Raw genomic sequence first — 21348 nt, 5'->3', positions numbered from 1 at the left:
TATGTCTACTAATAGGGATTTTCCACCTGAATTACTCAATCAATCTAAAGATAAACGACTTGATTACTACAGCAATGAATGTTTTATGTTGCATCCGTATCTTAATGATGCTTTTAATCGGCTAAAACGTCATATCGAATTCTGTGGTGATTCACGCATAGTTTTAATTACTGGCCCAACTGGAGTAGGTAAGACAACATTACTAGAGCTTACAAAAGATTGGGTAAAACAAATGTCATTACCCACTTTAGAAGCTGACAAAGGATGTATTCCGGTTGCTGATGTTGAGGCAAGTCTTGAAAAATCTGGGCTTTTCAATCCTAAAGCCTATCTCAAACGTTGTTTATATGCTTTGAGTGAGCCTGAAAATCTTATTGAACATAAGATTAACTATGGTGTTCGCGGTATTTATCGAAATGATAAAGGAGAAATTGTTGTAGAGTCAAAAATTTTAGAAACTGAACTTGGATGGGCATTAGAACAAGCACTTAAACAAAGACATCCTTATATCTTTCTTATTGATGAAGCACATCATATGCTTTCAGTGGCAAGTGGACGTAAACTTACTGATGTACCGGAAGCAATTAAGTCCTTAGCAAATCGAACTAAGATTTTACATGGTTTATTTGGAACTTATCAATTGCTAGCTCTGCAAGATATTGGGGATCAATTAAGCCGACGTAGTGTATATATACACATCCCTCGATATAATGCCGAATTTATAGAAGATATAGAAATGTGGCAGAGTGTAGTTTGGAGTTTTCAGCAGAATATTCCCACGGATGAAGATACTGATTTTACATCTCATTGGGAATACTTGTACGAGCGCAGTCTCGGATGTGTGGGGATATTAAAAAATTGGACTAGTCTGGCTTTGAAGGATGCTTTAAATGAAAACGCTAAGGCTGTCACACTTAAGCATTTAGAACGGCGCGCGCTATCAGTAGGCCAATGCCAGAATATACTCAAGACTATTAAACAAGGTGAGGCAAGGTATGCAGAGATTGAAGGAAATGTAGATGGATTACGACAAGCACTAAGTTTAAAGTCAAAACCTAAATCTAGGGCTAGTTCCAAATCAGATACACCTCATCAGGAACAACCAGAAAAACAACAGGGAACTACACAATCAAATAAAGGTCGTAAGGGTGTTGGTCAGCGGAATCCTCAACGAGATGAAGTAGGAATGACCAAAAATGCTACATGAAAAAAATTTCACTATTTACAAGTCGTTCAATCTGCAAAAGCCCACTATACCGCCACGTAGCCGCTTATATTCTCTAGACCCTATTGGTGTAGGAACACCTTATAGTGAAAGTTTAACTAGCTATACTACTCGACTAGCAGATGTCCATTGTGTTCCTACAGGTTTGTTAATAACTACTGAAATTTCCTCATGCTATCAAGAAAATTTTTCCTCAGATAGTAAGAAAAAGAACATACAGAATTTAATCGGTTCCTCTGAGCATCACAGAGCTTTAAATGGAACTGGTATAATAGCCAACCGATTAATTCAAAGCTTAGAAAAATTAACACTACGTACCGATTTAAACTTTTTAACAATGATAACTTGGAGCGAAGTAATCTCTGCTCATGGTTTATTTCGTCCTTCTAAAGCTTGGTGTCCAATATGTTACAAAGAATGGCTGGCAGCAGGAAAGTTAATTTATGAGCCTTTAATTTGGGGGCTAGAAATAGTAAAAGTTTGTCCTGTTCACTATCAATACTTGCAAACGTTGTGTCCCTACTGTAATAAGAAACTATTTTCATTAGAGTGGTATTCTCGTCCAGGATACTGCCCAAAATGTCAAAGCTGGTTGGGAGATACTTCAAAACTAGCATCATCGAGTGTGGCTAATTTAACCAAAGAGGAACTAGGTTGGCAGCAATCAGCTATACATGATATTAGTGAGTTAATTGCTAATGCACCTTATTTATTCTCTTGTGTTGGCAGAAATAAAATACAAGATATGCTTGTAGGTTGTGTAAATGAGTTTTTTGTAAGCAAATTCAACTCATTTCAAGATAGTATAAAAATTCCTCATACCACACTATATAAATGGTATAGCGGACAAACTCTTCCACAACTAAGTTATTTATTAAAACTATGTAATTATTTTGAAATTAATTTATTTGACTTTTTGACCAAAAATTTTGATGATATTGATTTTAGTATTTTTAGAAGAAATTATGTAAATCAATCAGCTAAACCCAAGCCATCTTTATCTAGGAAGCGTATTGACTTAGTAAAAATGGAGCAACTATTAAATGTGGCTATAAATGAATATCCACCTCCAACATTAAAAAAATTAATAATTTGTTCAGGTATTAAAAGTCATAAATCTTTTCATAAATATTTTCCGGATTTAACTCTTAAACTTTTATCAATACGTAAGGAATATAAAATGAATGATATAAAAAAAAGGTTATTGCATTTTCTAGATATTCAAGATAAAAGTAATGCTAATCCATTACCTGTTACATTAATTGCAACCAGGCTAAGAGTAAGTTATAAAACTTTATACGCATATTTTCCAGATTTATGTAATGAAATTACAGATAAATATCTAGATTATATTCGGCAAAATCAACTCAAGGTTATAACTGAGAATCGCCATCAACTTCGTCAAGCAGTAATTGATTTACACGTTAGAGGTATTATTCCAAATATTGTGAATTTGATTAACTATTTTGGCATACCTCAAAAAGTTTTAAATAAAATAAATATGTCAATTGTAAAGGAAATATGGTCTGAACTTGGCTATTTAGAATTACTTTAGAATATATGTTTATTAAAAATGCAACCTAAAGGGCTAATTAAATATAAATTTTGCGAGTTTAAGAAGTCTGTCATTCCATTACGTAGTTACCTTTATTCGTTGGAACCTATTGGAATTGGAACACCATTAGTAGAAAGTTTGACAGGCTATGTAGCTAGACTAGCTGAGGTTCATTGTGTAGTACCAGGGATTTTAATGGAAAGGGAACTAGCCCCAGTTGTTAATAAGGCTTACGGAGGTGCAAACTTACATAAAATATACACTTTTACACGAGCCTTTAATGGCACAGGTGTTATGGCAGATGATTTAATTCAAGCTCTACAAAGCCTGACACTACGTGATGATTTGAAGCTATTAACAATGATAAACTGGTCTGAGATATTCCCGTTTATAAATCTGCTTCGTTCTGTTAAAGCTTGGTGTCCAATTTGTTATCAAGAGTGGTATGAAACGGAAAAACAAGTTTATGAACCTTTGCTTTGGTCACTAGATGTTGTTAAAGTTTGTCCACATCATCAGCAATACTTGAGTGAAAAATGTCATTACTGCCATAAGGGAAATAGTCTGTTAGCTTGGAAATCTCGACCTGGATATTGTTCAAAATGTGGGCAGTGGCTTGGCTACAGGGAAAATGCTGAATTTGTAAATAAACAGGATATCGCAAATCAAGAATTTAAGTTGCCTTTGTGGGCTGCAAATAATGTTGGGGATTTACTAGCTGCTGGCTCACATTTAAACTTTGTTCCTCTAAAAAATCAAGTAGCAGCATCTTTAAGAAATTACGCTGACTATGTTTCTCAAGGAAATATTGCTGAATTTGCTCGTTATCTTCATCAACCTAGAAATACGGTTTGGTTATGGTGTCAAGGCAAAAATCAGCCATCTCTAGATGCACTTGTTAGAACTTGCTATTATTTCCAAGTATCATTGCTGAGTTTCTTAAACCAAGAGGAATTATTGTTAGAGCAATTTCAAAAAACAACTTCATGTTTGACTAAACTTTCAGCTAAACCAAGAGCTACACCTAAACCATTTGAATCTGCAAAGGTACAAGAGTACCTAGAAAATGTATTACAGAATAATGAGTTTCCACCGCCTTCAATGGAAGAAGTAGCAAGGCGTTTAGATTGTGATAGGCGCACTGTTTACAATCATTTTAAAGATTTATGTAATGCTATTTCTGCTAAATACCTTAGTTACCGTAGAACTAATTATGTAGAAACAGTAGCTCAATCCTGTCAGAAAGTACGAGAAGCCGCGTTAAAGTTGTATGAAAATGGTGAATATCCTTCCGAGGCTCGTGTTTCAGAATTAATATCTAAACCTGGGTTCTTGCGATATAAGCAGGTTCGTGCAGCTTTACGTGAAACGCGACGGGATCTAGGTTTAGATAGTTGATGTATTAGATTAGTTTACTAAAATTAGTAAGTTAGAGTAAAAATCCTTTTATCACTTTACAATGTTTTTGTCAAATACCAAAAATTGGAAGCATAATATTTCCGAGGTGCATTGGAAGCATAAGCTTTCCGTGACGGAAAAGTTATGCTTCCAGTGACATTTAAAACTGACAATAATTATTTAATGTACAAATGGTGTCCTTTAAATAATTATTGTCCATTTTAAAGAATTTTTGTCATATTTCCTTTAAAGATTAGAAATCACCTAAAGCCTTAATTGATAAGGCTTTAGGTGATTTTGCCATCAAAGCACTCTATCAAAAATTTTTAAAGTAAATGGTGTCATAAATGCCGTAACCTTTTAAATTAAATGATGACATATTTTTTTTAGAAAAGCTTATGTTCATAACGCTCATCAGCAAAGCATTTTCAGCTTTATATGCCGAGGTTGAATAACTTTTAGTACCCGAAGGCAATTACTTGGCTTTCAAGACATCGCCACAAACAGAAATAATTTAGAATTAAATCTGATTAAGGAATTTCATAACCTCCCGGTACTCCTCAGTTTCAGTTTTTCCTTGCTGCCGATAGAGAGTCGCAGCCGTGTTAAGATCCACTATCGTTTTGTGCTTATTATGAAAATCAGCATAGCACTTGCCCCGATGGTAATAAGCATCAGCATGATCTGGATTAAACTGAATCACTAGATTCCAGATTGAGATCGCGTCTGAAAAATTTTTTTCTTCTGCTGCGGGAAAGTTTTCTTCGTCCTTAATCCTTTGTAGTGCTTGCTCATATAACTTTTGAGTACCTTTTTCTGGTTCCCAGACATAATTTTGACAAGTTTCCCAGGCTTGTCTCTCTACTTCAGTTTGAGGATTCTTGAGAACAGAATGGTAGCGGAGGCGATCGCATCCTAATTGCAACCAATATACCCAATCAACTGGCCACAAACGCACTGTGCCATCCACACCGCTACTGACAACCTGCTTTCCAGTCGGATCAAAATCTACAGATGTAACACGAAATTTGTGACCAATAAACGGTGAACCAACAGCATTTCCCTGTTGATCCCAAAGTCTAACAGTGCCATCAACACTGCCACTAACTATTAGTGTGCCATCAGGACTGAAAGCTACGCAAGTAACACTGTCTTCATGACCAGTGAAGGGATTACCGATAATGTTACCTTCTAAATCCCAAAGTTTCAGTACACCAGCAAAACCACGCCCACTGAGAGGATCATTATTGATACCACTTATGATGTATTTTCCATCTGGACTAAAGGCTAGACAATCAACCCAACAACCATCAACTCTAGAAGGTTGGATGATACATTGACCATTAATGTTCCATAGTCCAAGACTACCATCAGAACTTCCACTGGCAAGCATTGCTCCATCAGGACTAAATGCGATAGAAGTAATCCGTGACTGATGACCCATGAAGGGTTCACCAACAGAATTACCTTCCAAATTCCAAAGTTTTACAATTCCCGATTCACCACCACTAGCAATTAAGTTATCACTGGGACTAAAAGCTACAGCATTTATACCATCTTGATGAACAATGAAGAGCTGATGTAGACGTTGATTTTGAATGCTCCAAAGTCTTAAATCACCTTTATAGCTGCCACTGACTATATATTTTCCATCAAGACTTATAGAGAGACAAGTAATAGCATCCTGACTATTTGTGGAGGTTTTGTCAAGAAGATTTCCCTTGATGTCCCAAAGTCTTAAATTACCGTCATCACCACCACTAAATATATAATTTCCGTCTGGGCTAAAAACTGCCACATTCACCTCTTTTTGGTGATCTTTAATAACTTGGGTAGCTTTGTAGCCATGAGTATCCCAAATTCTGATGCCATCTAAACCGCCACTGACAATACTTGTACCATCGGGACTAAAAGCTACAGAATAGACAAATTTCTCGTGACCAATAAAAGGAGCATTAATCAGTTTTCCGTCCAAATCCCATAAACGTACTGTTTGGTCAAAACTCCCGCTAACAATGTATTTTCCATTAGGGCTAAATTTCACTGATTGGATTGGATATGAAGATTCGTATCCGCTAAAAGGTTCGCCCAGAGATTGCTCTTCTATATTCCATAGACGAATATGACTATTATTAGAAGCAATAGCTATGGTTTTATTATCTGGACTCAAGGCTACAGAATTTACTTGAGAAAGTATGTGGATGCTGTTACTTTTTCGGTTAACAAAAGTATCCCAAAGTTGTAAGATTTCACCACAAGCACTAACAAAATCGTTGTCTGAAGAACCAAAAGCTAAATTAATAGCCTCTCCATTATCTCTTAACCATCCGTTCTCAGCAGAAAACTGATGAGCAAGTAAATTTCCTTGACTATCCCAAACTTGCAGTTTCTCATCATTACTGCCACTAATAATGTAGTTTCCCGAAGGACTAAAAGTTATAAATTTAATAGAGAAATCAGGATTTGATTTTACAAGATGGAAGGATTTATTTGTACTGTCTATAGCCCATAAGTAAAATCCACTGCCACCACTACTAGCAATATTATGACCATCAGGGCTGAAAACTACTGTACTAATGCTAGAGTCATGGTGAGATAAAGATTCACTGATTAAATTTCCTTTTAGATCCCATAATCGAACAACACCTTCACCGCCACCACTAACAATCATTTCTCCATCAGGACTGAAATCTACACAAAAGCTTCCAGTACCAAAAAAATTACACTCTCTGGAGCGGGAAACCGTTTTATGTAAACTAGACTGAGCAGCCATTAAAATTTTATGGGGAATTTTTTCTAAATTTTCCCCTATAGTTTGAATTGCTAAGATTAAACCGTTCAACGGTTGAGAAGTAAGTAAATCTTCTACTCTATTTACTTTCCGTAGTAGTTCTGTTCTTGTTTGTTGTTCTCTAGAGAGCCTTTGTTGAATATTTCTATAATTAATGCTGGCTTGAACAAACTCTACCTCTCGCTGATTCAACCAGTTATCAGGTAATGCCTTGATTTTCTCCAACTGGTTGAGGCGATCGCCATCAGGTAACAATAAGCCAATAGGTCGATTATTTCTGTCCCAATCATTAGCCGCAGGAGTTAAACGCTGTTGCAATAACAAATTTTCCTGCTCGTCATTTTTCCACTCTTGCAACTTACTCCATCCACGTACCAAGGCATCATGGGCTGGTTCTACATAGGGTTCACCCCCTGGTTCCTGTCCACCTACAATCAAACGCGCTTTATCCAGCAGTTGACGGATTTCCTCTACTCGCTCATTTTCTGCGTCATCTAGATACTTCAACTCAGATAAAGGCACTCTTCTCCGTGCTGACTCCCCACCTTCAATTATCACCATCCGCAGCATCACCTGTTGCATAGTGAGTTGCTGGGCTTTGTCCAGTTTGTTGTATATTTCCGTTGCTCGATGTGTTAAAGAACCAGCAACTCCGCCTAACTCTTGATAATCTGCCTGAGTTAAAGTTCTACTTTCTCTCTCAATACATTTAGTATAAAGTTCACTTAAAGTAAAAGATAACAGTGATAGCGAACCGGGCATTTGCCCTACTTCGTCAATCAGCAGGTCAACTAGATTTGGCGGGTCGAAATCCAACATTTTTTCGTTAGCTGGTCTTTCAATGGCCTGCCGTAATTCATCAGACCTCATGGCGCGTACTGGAAAGCGATCGCCACTCCAATAGGGTTTGAGTGCAGAATCTAAAAAACGCGGTTCAAAGTCAGAGCGCAAGGTGATGATTATGTGCAACTTTTGAGCATTAGCCTCTAATACTTGTGCCAGGAAATTTAAGAACTGCTCTCGCTCTTGTTGCTTACAGATGGTAATTAGTTCTTCAAATTGGTCAATCACCAATAAAAGCTTTGCATTTGCAGGGATTTGTCTGCCATTGGCTACAATTTCAATGAATTGCCTCGGTGCTTGTTTGAGCGTTTCGCTTAGAGATTTAATCTCGTCTATTTTGTTTGTATTAATTTCAGTATTTACAACAATTACCTCAGCCAGTGCGGCGAAGGGAGATTCACCAGGACGGAATGTAGGTATAATGCACCAATCTTCGTTATGGTTAGCCCTTATATAAGGGATTAACCCAGCTTTGACTAAACTAGACTTGCCAGAACCGGAAACGCCTAAAACTACAGTTAGTGGATTGTTAGGATGAAGAAAACGTTCATATAGTTGCTTTATTAGTTCATCTCTGCCAAAAAACAACTGAGAATGCTGTTCTTCATAACTTTTTAAACCCCGATAAGGGTTGTTTTCTTCGTTGAGTGCTGGTGCATCTTCTAACTTGTTTTGGTCAAAATTTGGTAGTAAGAAAATATACTCGCCTTTGTCATGCTTTTTCAGAGGAAACAAGCCTGGAGTCTGGCGTTTGTCAAGTTCGTCGGTAAGTTCTTCAACTTGATCGCGCACATAGCAATAAAGTTCAGTTGCCGTGATGATACCATCACCTGTTCCTATTGTGTCCGCAGCACCGCGTAAAGCTGCAAATAAAGCTTCAGCAAAGGGTGAGTGTTTGTTATCTTCTGTAGTTCCTCTTTGTCCGAAACAACCGAGATAATCGATCGCCTTTTGGTCATGAGCCGCAGATGCGATCGCTTGCCATGCTCTATCTCTAATAAAGCGATCGTACCGTTGTTTATATACTTTTCGCGCCGGGAGAATTTCTCGATATAAGCTTGACCTAAATGCCCCAGCAAAACAGCAATCTAGTATAACTAGCAGATGACGGCAAGGTAGTTCTACAAGGGCATCATGCAAGTCTTGCATGGGCAGAAGAATTTTGTTAATTTCTATTTGCTTTTGCAGAAGAATATCTCCTCTGGCATCCTGGGGGACAAGATAGCCTGCCAGATTATCCCTGTTTTCCAGCCCATCTGCGGGAATTATTCCATGTCCGGCAAAGTAAAATATTAAACGGTCACTTTCTTCTATCTGTAATGTTTTCTCAGGTAAATGTAGTGTTTTTTGCTTAAGGTCTGCTAATAGAGAAGTTAACTGTAATAATGTAGCTTTTTCATTTAGTAATATCTGCACTTCATATTGATAATTCTCTTGAATAATTTTGGCAAGTTTTTCAGCGTCAGCAACTGGTGTCTCTAGCTCTGGGATACCATTTGAGTAGTTATTAATACCAATAATTATTGCTAGGTTGCGGTGAAAATCGTACTTGGATTTTGACATAGGATGGTTGCAGTTCGCTTTTAACTCACCTAGTTTTTGGGATTTATAGTAATTGGTGGTACATTGTCACAGAGATGGCGATCGCCCATCATGATTATTTATCTCAAAGTGATTCAGATGTACTTAGCTCCTCAATTCTCTTAAGTGCATTATCGGAATACTTTAGTTTGTTTTGTTGTTGATAAAGTTGTGCTGCTTGCCGATAATTATTAATAGCTTCTTGTTTCTTCCCTTCTATTAGAGTTTGGGTAAAAGCCTTGGCATAGTAAGCATCAGCATTGTTAGGAGCAATCGCTATTGCCTGATCGTAATCTTTGATCGCCGCTTCATGTTTGCCCAAACCAGAGTAGGCAATCCCTCGATTAATGTAAGCATCAGTATTGTTAGAATCCAGACTAATAGCCTTGTTGTAATCATCAATGGCTCGTTGATGTTCGGGTTCTTGCAAAGAAGAATAAGCAATTCCTCTATTAATGTAAGCACCAGTATTTTTAGAATTTAGTTTGAGTGCTTCTTCATAATCTTTGATTGCCAGAGTATATTTTTTCTGTCTATAGTAAATTACTCCTCGGTTGATGTAAGCGTCGGCTTTTTGGGCTTTAGTAAAACTGTTAGCAAGAATTTTGGGAAAATTTTGAATATATTTGCTGTCAGCCTGCTCACTTCCCCTAGTGTAATAGTCTTCGGCGAGCGCTTGCCGGGACGGGAGGAATATATTTGCAGTAAGACGAGATGTAGTGGGAGAAGACATCGTAGGAGTTGGAGATATAACTGGTATTGGCACATCGTCACATAGGTTGCGATCGCTTTCACTGACATTGGGGTTATTTTTAAGATAATCACGAATCCGATCACAGCTTTTTGAAAGTAAATCATCTAAATCTCCGAGCCGCCACAACTTTGTAATACCATCTTCACCAACAGTAATCATCACACTATTATCAGAGCTAAAGTTAATACTTTCGATCTTAGTTTGATGGGCGTTGAATTCTACTAATAACCGCTTACTCCAAAAGTCCCACAACTTCACAATTCCTTGGTCAGTAACTGTAGCCATTAATTGGGTATCTTGACTAACTATTATCTTCCTATTATCAGTGCTTAAATCGGATATTGATACTCGTTGTTGTTTGTCTAAATTTAATGATACAAGTCTAATCAAACCTCCAGTCATGTCTTGTAATGTATGTACAAGTAGGTCACTATTAGAATCAAAAGACAAGCCAATTGGCTGTCCAAGAATCGGTATTGGGTTTTTAGAGTGATCAACATACCAGACATCAGTAGTATAGTCTCTGCCAATACTATTTGATTGCGAATCTTTATATTCAGTAATCACTATTAAATTCCCATTTTTAGGATGAAAAATCATACTATGGAATTTTTTCCCTTCAGGCAGTTGAAAACTTTTGCCCGGCTTGTTTGAGGAGATACTCCTTTGTTCGATGGTATTATCTTCTCTAGCAATAGCAATTTTATTGTTACCATAGCTAACGGTTGCACTAACTATATTATTTTTGAAATTCGGTTCAGTTGTCAGTAATAACTCACTCTTCCCTGATAGATTTGACGAAAAAATACTTACATCATTTTGAACGCTAATTATTTTATTACCATCAAAGCTAAAACCTACAAATTTTAATGAATCTTGATTAGTATCTGCATTTTGTGATGTAAAATCCATCTTGAATAATTTAGAATTATCGAAATCATTAGGCTCCAAGTCAAACAATTTAATAGTATTGTCACTTCCCAAAGAAAACAGTCGTTTACCATCAAAACTAAAACTTAATTTTCCTATCTCACCTTTATGTATATTTCTAAACTCAGCATACTGTTCCGTGTCTGAATTATTATTGTATAAGTAAATAGTGCCATCTTCATTGCCGATTGCAATTTTTCTACCATCGGGACTATATTCAATTTCGCAACCATCTTGAAGTTCTGAAGCCCCTACATTTTCTGATAATTCGTACTTTTGTACAGGCAAACATTTATGAATATAGCTGACAACTAACAATTGGTTACCATCAGGACTAAATCTTGCCTCCAAAGTATTAATATTATTAAAATTTTCTAACTTTCTTAAAGCAGATTGCTTACTAACAGACCAGTCAAAAATTCTTCCTGTTTCAGTCACTACTAGTATTTTGCTATCTTTAGTAAAACTAATTCCTATAGGCGTTTCTTCTGCTTGAGATTCTTTAAATTTATAAACTTGATTATTTGTCCAATTCCACACAAAGGCATTATCTTCAGCCAATATAGCAATGAACTTACTATTGGCACTAAAAATGAAGTCACGAAATTTATCGGTAGTGATTTTGCCTGGAAACATTAGGTATTTTTTGCTTTTAATATTCCACAGGCGGATTAATCTTTTTTCACCCACTACATCATGCGTAGCTAGTTGTTCTCCGTTGGGACTAAAGTAAACAGCAATTTCTCCTTTATGTCCAGTAAATTCAGCTAGTTTCTCTTGTGGATTTTTCCAGTTCCACAAGCTAACTGTACCTTGATTGTTATCGGTAGCAATTAAATACTTGCCATCGGAACTAGGGGACATACCCACTATCTTTCCTGAAGCTAATTCTAATATATTGGTTTCTTTTCCCGTATAGAAAACTTTTCGTAAGGTGCTTATTACTTTGTCTCGTTTCTTAGAATCTGGTGGAAATAGTTTTAGTAATTGATTTTCTCTAAGATGCATTCCTGCTCGCAAAATTTGAAGCAAAGCATCTAATTGATTATCTAATACGAGATTTGCTTCAGAAGCTTCTATTAAAGCGTCAATTTCTTGTATTTGAGCATTTCTTTGTCCAATCAAAGTAGAAATGCTTAACCCACTTAATCCCAACATAACTGTGATCGCAATACCCCAATTACGACGAGTATTAAAGTTTTTTCGCCCGATGCTACGCAGCACAAACTCTGCTTCTAATTTGTTAAGCCAGTTGTTATTGGAATTGAGTACCTGTTTCAATAAATCAAGACGTGGGTTAGCGTTCCAAAGAAAGCGTGCCGATTGTTGATTTGCCCAATCAACAGCAGCAGGAGTTAATGACCTTTGTAAAATTACATTTTCCTCGTTTTCTTTCTTCCAAGCTAGTAACTGATCCCACCCCTGCACCAAAGCATCATGGGCTGGTTCTACATAGGATTCACCTTGAGCATTAGAACCCTCAACGATTAAGCGAGCTTCAGAAAAACGTTTGATGACTGTTTGCACTCGCTTGTTTTCTTCCTGATCAGAATACACCAGTTCCGATTTAGGAACTTGTCGCCGTGCTAACTCGCCACCTTGCAACGAAATCATCCGTAACATTACTCGCCGCACTGTATCTTGATAAGCACTGTCTTCTTTAACTAAGTTCTCATATTCCTGGTTAGCACGCTGAGTCAAAGAACCAACCACCCTTCCCAACTCTTCATAATCTTTCTTAGTTAAAGCCCGGTTATCCCTAGTGCGATCGCCTAAATACTTCAAGTACAATTCACTCAGGGTAAAAGAAAGCAAAGGTAAAGCACCTGGCATTTGTACGACTTCGTTAATTAGTTCGTCTACCAAGCCCGGAGGGTCGAAATATATAACTTTTTCTAGTGCTGGTTTCTCAATTGCTTGGCGGAATTCATTTTGGCTCATTGGTGAAACAACAAACCGAGCATCATTATTCCAAAAGTCGTTAAGTACCGAGGTTTGAAACTGCGCTTCAAAATCGAGTCGCAAGGTAATAACTACATGGATGTTATTAGAATATTTAGCAAGTATTTTTTTAATAAATATCTGAAATTTCTCGGCTTCTTCACTCTTAGATAAAGTTATCAATTCTTCAAACTGATCGATAATCACCAGTAGCTTTGCTTGAGGATTATTCTTGAACCAATTTCCCAAACTTTCTTCGGCTGGGGTGAATAAACGGGAAGATGTTCCTGCTTGGATTAAAGGCTGCTTGACCGATTCTAGTACGTTATTCAATGACTTCAAAGGCGATTCCCCTGGTCGAAAAGGCGGCAGGATACGCCAGGTTTTGTCATCCTTTCTGAGTTTAGGAATAAGTCCAGCTTTCACCAAACTAGATTTACCTGTTCCCGAAGCACCCAAGACTAATGTTAATTGTTGCTTGTTATCAACTACTTTTTGGTAAAGATTTTGAATTTGCTCTTCTCTACCAAAAAACAAATGACTGTCTTTTTCATCATAGGAAGATAATCCTCGATACGGATTATTTTCTACGTTTAGTGGTGGTGCATCTTCTAATTTATCTCGGTCAAAATCAGGCAACAAAAAGATAAATTCTCCTTTATCATGTTTCCTGAGTGGACATAAACTAGGAGTTTGTCGCTGGTAGTAATTTTCTGAGGCGATTTCTACTTGATCGCGCAAATATGAGTAAAGCTCAGTTGCAGTGACCATCCCATCTTGATTTGAATCTCCACCTTTGCCCAGCAAAACATCAAACAGAGCTTTAGCAAAGGGAGAATGAATTTCGTTTCCGTCTGTGGCTCTCCCACGAGATCCCAAGGAATCTAAGGCTTTTTGGTCGTCAGATGCGGAAGTAATCACTTGCCAAGCGCGATCGCTAATGAATCTGTCGTAGCGTTCTTTATATATCTGCACTTTGCGTACAACTTCCCGCTTCAGGCTTGCCCAACGGAAAGCTCCAGCAAAGCAGCAATCAAGAATTGCTAACATATGCCGACAAGGCAGTGCGTTCAAAGCATCATGTAATTCCTGCATCGGCAAGTAGGTACTACTATCACCGGATATAGCATCTTGAGGAATTAGATAACCTACAGGCCCTTCTTGATTTTCCAGCGCATCTAAAGCAATGCCATGTCCAGCAAAATAGAAGAGGAGGCGATCGCTTTCTGTAACTGTAACTTTTTCTTTGTCAAGCGTTATTTGTCCTTGTTTGAAGTCTGCAATTAATTGTTTTAGCTGGCTAAGACTAGCACGTTGATTCAACAATAATTGCACTTCATACTTATTTTGTGCCTGATATTGCGGTTTTAGATTCTCATGTTGCTTTTGAATAATTTCAGCTAACTTAAGAGCATCTGGAACTGCGGTTATTAACTCTTTAATATTATTTTGGTAATTATTAACGCCAATAATAACTGCAAAATTGCGGTTGAAGTTATGTTTTGACATGAAGATAACCTCTATGCGAATAAGAAATTAATAGCTTAAAAGCCTTTGATTAAAACTTAATTATTGCTGATTATTGCTTACAGCATTGTTGATTTCTTTCAGAATATCGTCCGGGATATCCGTTACTAAACGAATCGGGAATGCTTGTGTAGAAGCATATTGGGCATACTCTGGGGTGAGAAATATTTTATATTCGTTAGCTTCTGAAGTCATTTGAGAAGCAAATGCCAAAGTAATGGCTTTCATATACTTACGAATATCAACAGCTTCCTTACCGACTTTCTCTTCACCTTTTTTCTCTTCCCTCTGTGCAGTTGAAATTGGATCTTTAATGCTGCTGTGAGTTGCGCCAACAATTCCAATCAACCATTTTGGTGAAGAGATTTTGTTAAAACTAATGATTTGTTCATTTAAAGCTGGAGTCGTTTTATCCGCAGATGATGCCAAAATCAGGGTTGGAATTTGTACCTTTTCTAACCCAGTTTCACCAAACATTATGGAACTTGTGGGGTTAAGAGCGATCGCTTGTTTAATGCGAGAATCATGCAATTGATAGCGATTTTCTGGTAAATCTTTAGCAACACACTGCAAACCCTCTCCAGCGCTAACAGTAGTACGCAGGAATTGAGGACAGCGTTCTTTTAAAGAATCTACTTGCAATTCTGCTCCAGCAATAGATAAAGCTGTCCCACCTCCAAAAGAATGACCGATAACCATAGCGTTATCAGTTGTCAGCTTACCTTGCAGTGGGTGTTTGTCTGTTTGATTTAACTTTTCTAACTCGTCTAAAACAAAACTGATATCTTGGGGACGTTCCAGAAACTCCTGTGGTTTCATATCTGCCAGCTTAGATTTTGTCAAATCAGTCAAATCAATTTTATATTTCTCATTGCTACCAATATGTTCCACTGCTGCTACTACAAAGCCATGAGATGCTAAATGTTCTGCGATGTAGCGCATATCTTTGCGATTGGAGGAAAAACCATGTGACAAAATCACCACAGGTTTAGCAGGACTTACAGAATCTGACCAGTAAATATCAACAGGAACAAGACGTTGGCGTTGTTCATCGTTTAATTTTGGTAAGTTTATCACCTTTACTTTGCCATTTCCTGCTGCGCTAGGGTCAAAAGATAAATTTAATGAAGTAGGTTTTGCAGCCAGTCGAGGAGTAATTGCTTTTCTGAACTGCTCAGTTTGCTGATAAGACAAGTTCAAATTTTTAAAGACTGGAAGTGCTTCTGCCAAATTAATCACCAAGCGATCGCTAGGATAATTTTGGATAAAGTTAATAATAGAAAGTCCTTCGTTAGCTTTAGCACCAAGTACCAATCCAGTTCTCAGAGCTTGCATTCCAGCATCATCTTTGCGGGATGTTAGTCTAGCGAAATCCTGAAGGATAGTGCTACCAACTGAAGTATTTAATAATCGACTTAAAGTGACAAAATTTACACGACTTTCCGTTTGTAGTGCTTTTAAGAACTTCTGGCGTTCTTCTAATGGAAATTTATTAGTATAAACTTTGTATTTCTGAGGTACTTGTCCTGTTTCTGCAATACTTTGTAAATCAGTAACTGAGATTGATTCTTCCCACTGACCATAACGCAAAACAACAGTTTCTGCTGCTTTTGCAGAAGTATTTAAACTGATAAAATAGGTAGTAAATAGTGTACAAAATAAACCAATATTTTTGGCTGTATTTTTCCAGTTATATTTCATAATTGCACCTTGAAAATTGTTTATTTTGTTACTAAATAGTATGGCTTTTGCACTAGCACATAAATGTAAATGCAAAAATGAGGAAGGCATTCATTAGACATGAGAATTCCTAATGAATGCCTTCCTCGTATTTATTTCTGCCTTGTAATTGCAGAAATCAAAGCTTTTAACCCAACGTCAATAGGTTCATTCAAGAAATAACTCATATGGTCGCAAGGTACTTCTTGAATATGGGTAGGATGCGATCGCCCTATAGGAACACTCTTAATACTATCAACCTTCACTGCTATATCATTCGGCACACCAAAAAACGGTAATTCTACCACCTTGTTAAATAAACGTTGTTGTAACCGTTTCAAGATACTGGACTGTTTCTGTGGTTGTTCCTCTAATGCTGCGGGAATAATAGAGGTATTGCCAGCAATAATTGAGTAGGGAATACCAGGGTCATCACTAGCGGCGAGAGAGTTGAGAAAATCGGAAGCTGGGTTCATCTGGGTTAGGGCTACCCGAATATTTGTTTCTAATGTACCCATGAGCATCGCCACTATTTTGGTAGGCCAAGCAACTAAAGAAAGACCATTGAGCGCAATACCCAGAGTCAGTTTTACCCAATCTTCCACTACAGGCCAAGGGGAACCTGCATTTGGTGTACCCAACATAATTAGATGTTGGACAACTTTGTTACCTCCTTCTCGTTCAATAAACCACCGAGATACCAAACCACCCATTGAGTGAGCAATAATATGTAGTTCTTTACCGTGGTTTGCTCCTAAACCTACATCTGTTAGTCGTCGTTTCAAATGTTGGGCATTCTGCTCAATAGAAGTATTCAAATTTTCATAATCAAAGGTAAGAACTAGGTCATAAAGTTCGCTGATGGAAACCTTTTGCCCATCTGGTTTTGATACAGGCTGTTTAATAGTAGATACTAAACTTTCGGTATCGCCGATAATTCCGTGAATGTAGAGAGCAATTCTGTTAGCGTTTTTTACCTGCTCCCTGACATCAGCTACATCCTGATGATAGATGACTTTCTTTTTCGGGTTCTCTGTTATTTCCGGTACTGCTAATATTGGATACGTAAATTCCCGCCCTAAACCTTGGCTGATTACTTTTTGAAAGAAGATGCGGATTGCACCTTGCAGGCTGCGTTCTCCCTCACTCACAGGTGCTGGTAATCTTTCGAGGATAATTTCTGTTTTACCATCTTTAGTTGTTTGCCCACGCCCTAAAGGCAAGAAAAATTCACCGTCATAACCTATAGGAAGCAGATATTCGTTATCTGTTAGGGGTGCATCAACTAATAGCTTGAGAGGTGCATCTGGAGTGACAACTTCATAGTCGGCAACGTCCCTCAGTTCCAGTACGCTTAATCCTGGGTCTGTACCCCGACTGGTAGTAAATTGGAAGGGTCGAGTCACTTGAGGATCTTCCCGTAGGATGGGAGGCAAAATTTTATTACCCAAATCTCGGCTGACTTGTGGTGTGGTTGTGAGGCGAACATTTGCTACTAGACTCGGATGGGGTTGTAATTTTACCCCTACTCCTAATTGTTGTTCTTGTTCTGGGGAAACTGGCGTAGATTCCAAAGGGCGGACTGTGATAATTGTGATTTCCTCTGCATACCAATCATCAAACTTCACTGCGTCTCTTTTGCGTATGATGTCACGATTCTGCGTCCGCACCATTAGACGCTCAAGACTACTTCGAGTGGTAGATTCTATATCTCTAGTTATAGTTTGAGGCGCGTCCAGAGCTTTTTGTTCTAGCAATTTGGCATTAAATTCTTCATTGCTGACAATCAACTTAATTACATCTTTGTATTCAGTAATTCCCTGTTTCCAGTAATCCTCTGGTACTCCGATTGGCACCCATACGTCTCCATCGACTTGAGCATAAGCTTCTTCTCCTGCTTGCAGCCTGATGCTACCAGATTCAAAAAATGGTGCCTCAATAGCAAAACTGTCTGAAAGAGTAACCAAAGAACAGTAAAGTGGCTTTGTAGTAGTATTGGTAAGTTTCAGTTTAAATTCGGGATTTTGCCACTCACCGCCCTTATACTTGTACTGCAAACGCATCTGCTGTGATTGTGATAAATCCTCGTCTTTAAAGATGAGTTCCATTTTCACATCACCAGCTTTAATTTGAGTTGCCGCAGTATTTTTCAGTTGAGCAATTGTTGTCCACCGGGCAATATGTTCTAAGCGTTTAATTGCTTTATCTGCGTTTTGTGGGGTGTACTCATCAATTTGAGCCACCAAGGGACGCTCATCTGTGGGTCTAGTTATGATGTACTGGTTGTTGCGACACAACAAGCGAAATTCTGCGTTGTCAATTTCTTCTGACTCGCGGACATAAGCTGAAGGTTTACCATTGAGTCCGGCTTTGTTTAGCTGTTCACGCGCCAAATTTACACCTGTTTCCTCTCCTTCAAAGTAAACGCCTAAAGGTGGTAGGGGTAAACTGGTGACAACTGCTTTAAAAGTGGTATCAGTAGCTAGGTGGTCTATCCCTTCGATATCTATTTTGCTCTTAGTTGGCAATACCTGAGTTACTTTTGCTGTACCTACAGACTTTGACGGGTCGTGCAAATCATCGTTATTAGCATCAAATTTAAACAGTGCTAATGAGGTAGTTTCGCCATTTTTGGGTGGTTGTACTCCGTGAACAGCACCACCTTCAATCACCCATCCAGCAGTTTGGTCATGCTTGACAATGAAGTATGGTTCAACTTCGGCGATCGCACCATCAAGAAAGAACTTGTCACCATCTTGGGGATGATTCACTTCCAATTGCGGAGACTGCTCTCTACTTTCACTACGGACAATGGCATTTGTGCGTGCAAATAAATCCCGATATGTCAGCTTTCCGTTGGTCTTGGTCAGTGTATCCAGCAAATAATAAGAGAAATAACCCCTAAGCTTACCTGGGTATTCTTTGGCTGTTTCGTAGTCTCGACAAGCAGCTAACAGCACATGACGACCTTTAGGAATCTTCCAACCTGTGGGGTGCTTTTCGGGATCACGTTCAGGGGAATCTGTGAGTTTCTCTAAATCTTCCAGTGTAAAAATAAAGCTATCCAAGGGACGTTCTCGCTTGTCGGCGCTTAAGCGACGTTCTTTGGCTGCTTGCATCGGGTCTTTAGTGCCAGAACCAGAGTGACAACAATCCATAATGATGGTTATGTGTGGTTCTTTTTCTGCGACTTCTGCAATTAGTTTCGCCAATTCCTTATCTGCTAAATCCCAACCGTTCACGGTACGACTGTCGTAGCAGACTAAAGTTTCATCCAGATGGTCTGGTTCTATGTGCCAAAATTCCTTCGGTGCTAATTCCTGGGAACCATGACCACTGTAGTAGAACAAAACTACATCATCTTTTTGTGCCTGACAAAGATGGTTGCGGAAGCCATGAATAATTGCCTCACGGGTTGCTTGTTCGTTTTGAAGCTTGAGTAAATGTAGTTGGTATTCTTGCGGGTCAAATCGTTCGTTGAGATACTCTTCTATAGCTGTAATGTCGTTTACACAACCGTCGAGGCGATGTTTGGGATCGGGATAGTTATCGATTCCCACTAGGAAAACGTATATTTTCCGGCTTCCGATTCCTCGTGTGGGAATAACTATCGCAGTTACAACACTCAAAACTCTATCAATTGCCTGTGTAATTTTAGCTATATTATTAGTTGTTTCAATTTCGCGGTTTAAGTTATCTATTCCTTTTTTGAAGGAAGCTTCATTTGATTGTAGACCTGTTAATAATAAAGAAAGGCTCTGATTTTCTAGTTGTCGAATTTTCACAGCGATTTTAGTTCTCGCTTCGTTAAAAGCATCTTTTTTACGTTGATCTCTTTCATTATCAATGGTGAATAAAACTTGTGGAGAGTTAAGTTTTGCATCAACTTGTCTTAATTTCTCCAAAAGTGCTTGAGCTTCAGCTTCAGAATTAATAGACATATTTAAATTTTTCCTGAATAACAATTATTGTTGGCTGTAAACAAGTGCTGAGAATGAATTAGTTTCTTGGATGAAATTATCAAGACGTTTACTGGTTAAATCTCCCTCTATGGAAGCAATAAATAACTCTTTGAATTTTGTTAATTTCTCACTTGCATCCTTGATTTTTGTTACTACTTCAGCATCCTGTGTCAGAACCTTATATCTTGTTTCTATCCAGGTATTGTCATCAACTTCTTCTGACTGAGTAAGGGGTTTTAAGACTAAGCGATATTCTTGTAATTTTCGTAGTTCTGTTATATCTTTTTCCACTGAATCGCTGATTTGTTTTAGTATTTTTTCTTGGGTAGTTATTTCTTGATAAATAGTGTATTTACGTTTTTCTAATTCTTCTTTAAGTGCGCCACGAATCCGAGCATCAAGAACTATCTTAGTTACCGATGGTAGCCTATCAATTTTGATGGGACTTCGGCTTACAAGTTTGCTACCACTATTTTGTAAATTGCTGGCTATACTCTCAACTGCGGTTTTACTTCTTTCAGGAGAGTCAGAACCAGTTAGCTCTATAAGTTTATTAAAGTAAGCTTGCAAAAATTGGTTATGCCTACGAAGCTCCTTGATAAGTTCCAACCGATTTTTATCTTCTTCTGATAATTTAGTGTACCGAGCAACAAAATTTTTAGCAGCTTCATCACTAGGCTGAAATTCTCCGCTAGTTCTTCTATCATTTAGTAATCTTTCAGATGTTGTATTGATTGTAATTTTCTCAGCATCCATCAATAGAGAATTAGTAGCTTCAGCAAAACTATTTCCTGCTTCGGCAAATTTTTTATACTCATCTGTAGACCTACAGCCACTTGCGAAGGTTGCAATAATCGCAACTACTACGAATGTTTTGTGAAAATTTCTCATCATACGTAAGTATTGGATATTAATTTGTTGTGATTATAGACAAGCTGATTTGCACCATTTTGCATGATGTTTTCTGTCTATTTGATAATAGATAAACCAGCTTGTAAAAGTGTAATTAAAAGTACACCTTTATAGAACCCATTTGACATCTTAGGAAGAACCTGCAAGCCTCTTAATCATGAGCCTGATGAAGCAGAGGTTGAGTTTGGCAGTGGCACTAGCTAGAGTTCG

The 21348-nt window shown here is 37.9% G+C and carries 8 protein-coding genes; 3 read left to right on the top strand and 5 right to left on the bottom strand.

Annotated features, from left to right (window positions below; genetic code table 11):
* The first annotated feature begins 1 nt into the window (after position 1).
* The 3 genes from H6G76_RS09475 to H6G76_RS09465 are packed head-to-tail and all read left to right on the top strand — an operon-like array spanning position 2 to position 4178.
* On the top strand, positions 2–1207 hold the full coding sequence (locus tag H6G76_RS09475; RefSeq protein WP_190698910.1) for an AAA family ATPase: 1206 nt from the start codon (positions 2–4) through the stop codon (positions 1205–1207).
* The gene (locus H6G76_RS09470; RefSeq protein WP_190698908.1) at positions 1197–2780 is read left to right on the top strand and encodes a TniQ family protein; all 1584 of its coding nucleotides are present in this window, start codon (positions 1197–1199) and stop codon (positions 2778–2780) included. The genes H6G76_RS09475 and H6G76_RS09470 overlap by 11 nt, the downstream gene beginning before the upstream one ends.
* Before the next feature lie 18 nt (positions 2781–2798).
* Positions 2799–4178 (top strand): TniQ family protein, encoded by a 1380-nt coding sequence (locus tag H6G76_RS09465; protein ID WP_190698907.1) that lies wholly within the window; start codon positions 2799–2801, stop codon positions 4176–4178.
* Between the two features lie 520 nt (positions 4179–4698).
* On the opposite strand, the gene H6G76_RS09460 is transcribed toward H6G76_RS09465, so the two are convergent.
* The 5 genes from H6G76_RS09460 to H6G76_RS09440 form a co-directional block, all read right to left on the bottom strand.
* Entirely contained in the window at positions 4699–9375 is a 4677-nt protein-coding gene (locus H6G76_RS09460; RefSeq protein WP_190698903.1) for an eIF2A-related protein, read from the bottom strand.
* A gap of 103 nt (positions 9376–9478) precedes the next feature.
* A complete protein-coding gene (locus tag H6G76_RS09455; RefSeq protein WP_190698900.1) occupies positions 9479–14527 on the bottom strand; it encodes a tetratricopeptide repeat protein in 5049 nt (1682 codons plus the stop codon).
* 60 nt (positions 14528–14587) lie between these two features.
* On the bottom strand, positions 14588–16246 hold the full coding sequence (locus H6G76_RS09450) for an alpha/beta hydrolase (protein WP_190698897.1): 1659 nt from the start codon (positions 16244–16246) through the stop codon (positions 14588–14590).
* Positions 16247–16377: 131 nt separating this feature from the next.
* Entirely contained in the window at positions 16378–20205 is a 3828-nt protein-coding gene (locus H6G76_RS09445; protein WP_190698894.1) for a caspase family protein, read from the bottom strand.
* Positions 20206–20229: 24 nt separating this feature from the next.
* Positions 20230–21120, bottom strand: a complete 891-nt coding sequence (locus tag H6G76_RS09440; RefSeq protein WP_190698891.1) for a hypothetical protein — start codon at positions 21118–21120, stop codon at positions 20230–20232.
* Between the last annotated feature and the right edge of the window lie 228 nt (positions 21121–21348).

The organism is Nostoc sp. FACHB-152, from assembly GCF_014697475.1.
GTDB lineage: Bacteria > Cyanobacteriota > Cyanobacteriia > Cyanobacteriales > Nostocaceae > Nostoc_B.
Note: the sequence above shows the minus strand (reverse complement) of the source record. Positions and strands in the feature narration are given on the sequence as shown.

Coding starts and splice junctions, on each gene's coding strand:
- H6G76_RS09475 (WP_190698910.1), top strand. CDS start 2: ATGTCTACTAATAGGGATTTTCCACCTGAATTACTCAATCAATCTAAA.
- H6G76_RS09470 (WP_190698908.1), top strand. CDS start 1,197: ATGCTACATGAAAAAAATTTCACTATTTACAAGTCGTTCAATCTGCAA.
- H6G76_RS09465 (WP_190698907.1), top strand. CDS start 2,799: ATGCAACCTAAAGGGCTAATTAAATATAAATTTTGCGAGTTTAAGAAG.
- H6G76_RS09460 (WP_190698903.1), bottom strand. CDS start 9,375: ATGTCAAAATCCAAGTACGATTTTCACCGCAACCTAGCAATAATTATT.
- H6G76_RS09455 (WP_190698900.1), bottom strand. CDS start 14,527: ATGTCAAAACATAACTTCAACCGCAATTTTGCAGTTATTATTGGCGTT.
- H6G76_RS09450 (WP_190698897.1), bottom strand. CDS start 16,246: ATGAAATATAACTGGAAAAATACAGCCAAAAATATTGGTTTATTTTGT.
- H6G76_RS09445 (WP_190698894.1), bottom strand. CDS start 20,205: ATGTCTATTAATTCTGAAGCTGAAGCTCAAGCACTTTTGGAGAAATTA.
- H6G76_RS09440 (WP_190698891.1), bottom strand. CDS start 21,120: ATGATGAGAAATTTTCACAAAACATTCGTAGTAGTTGCGATTATTGCA.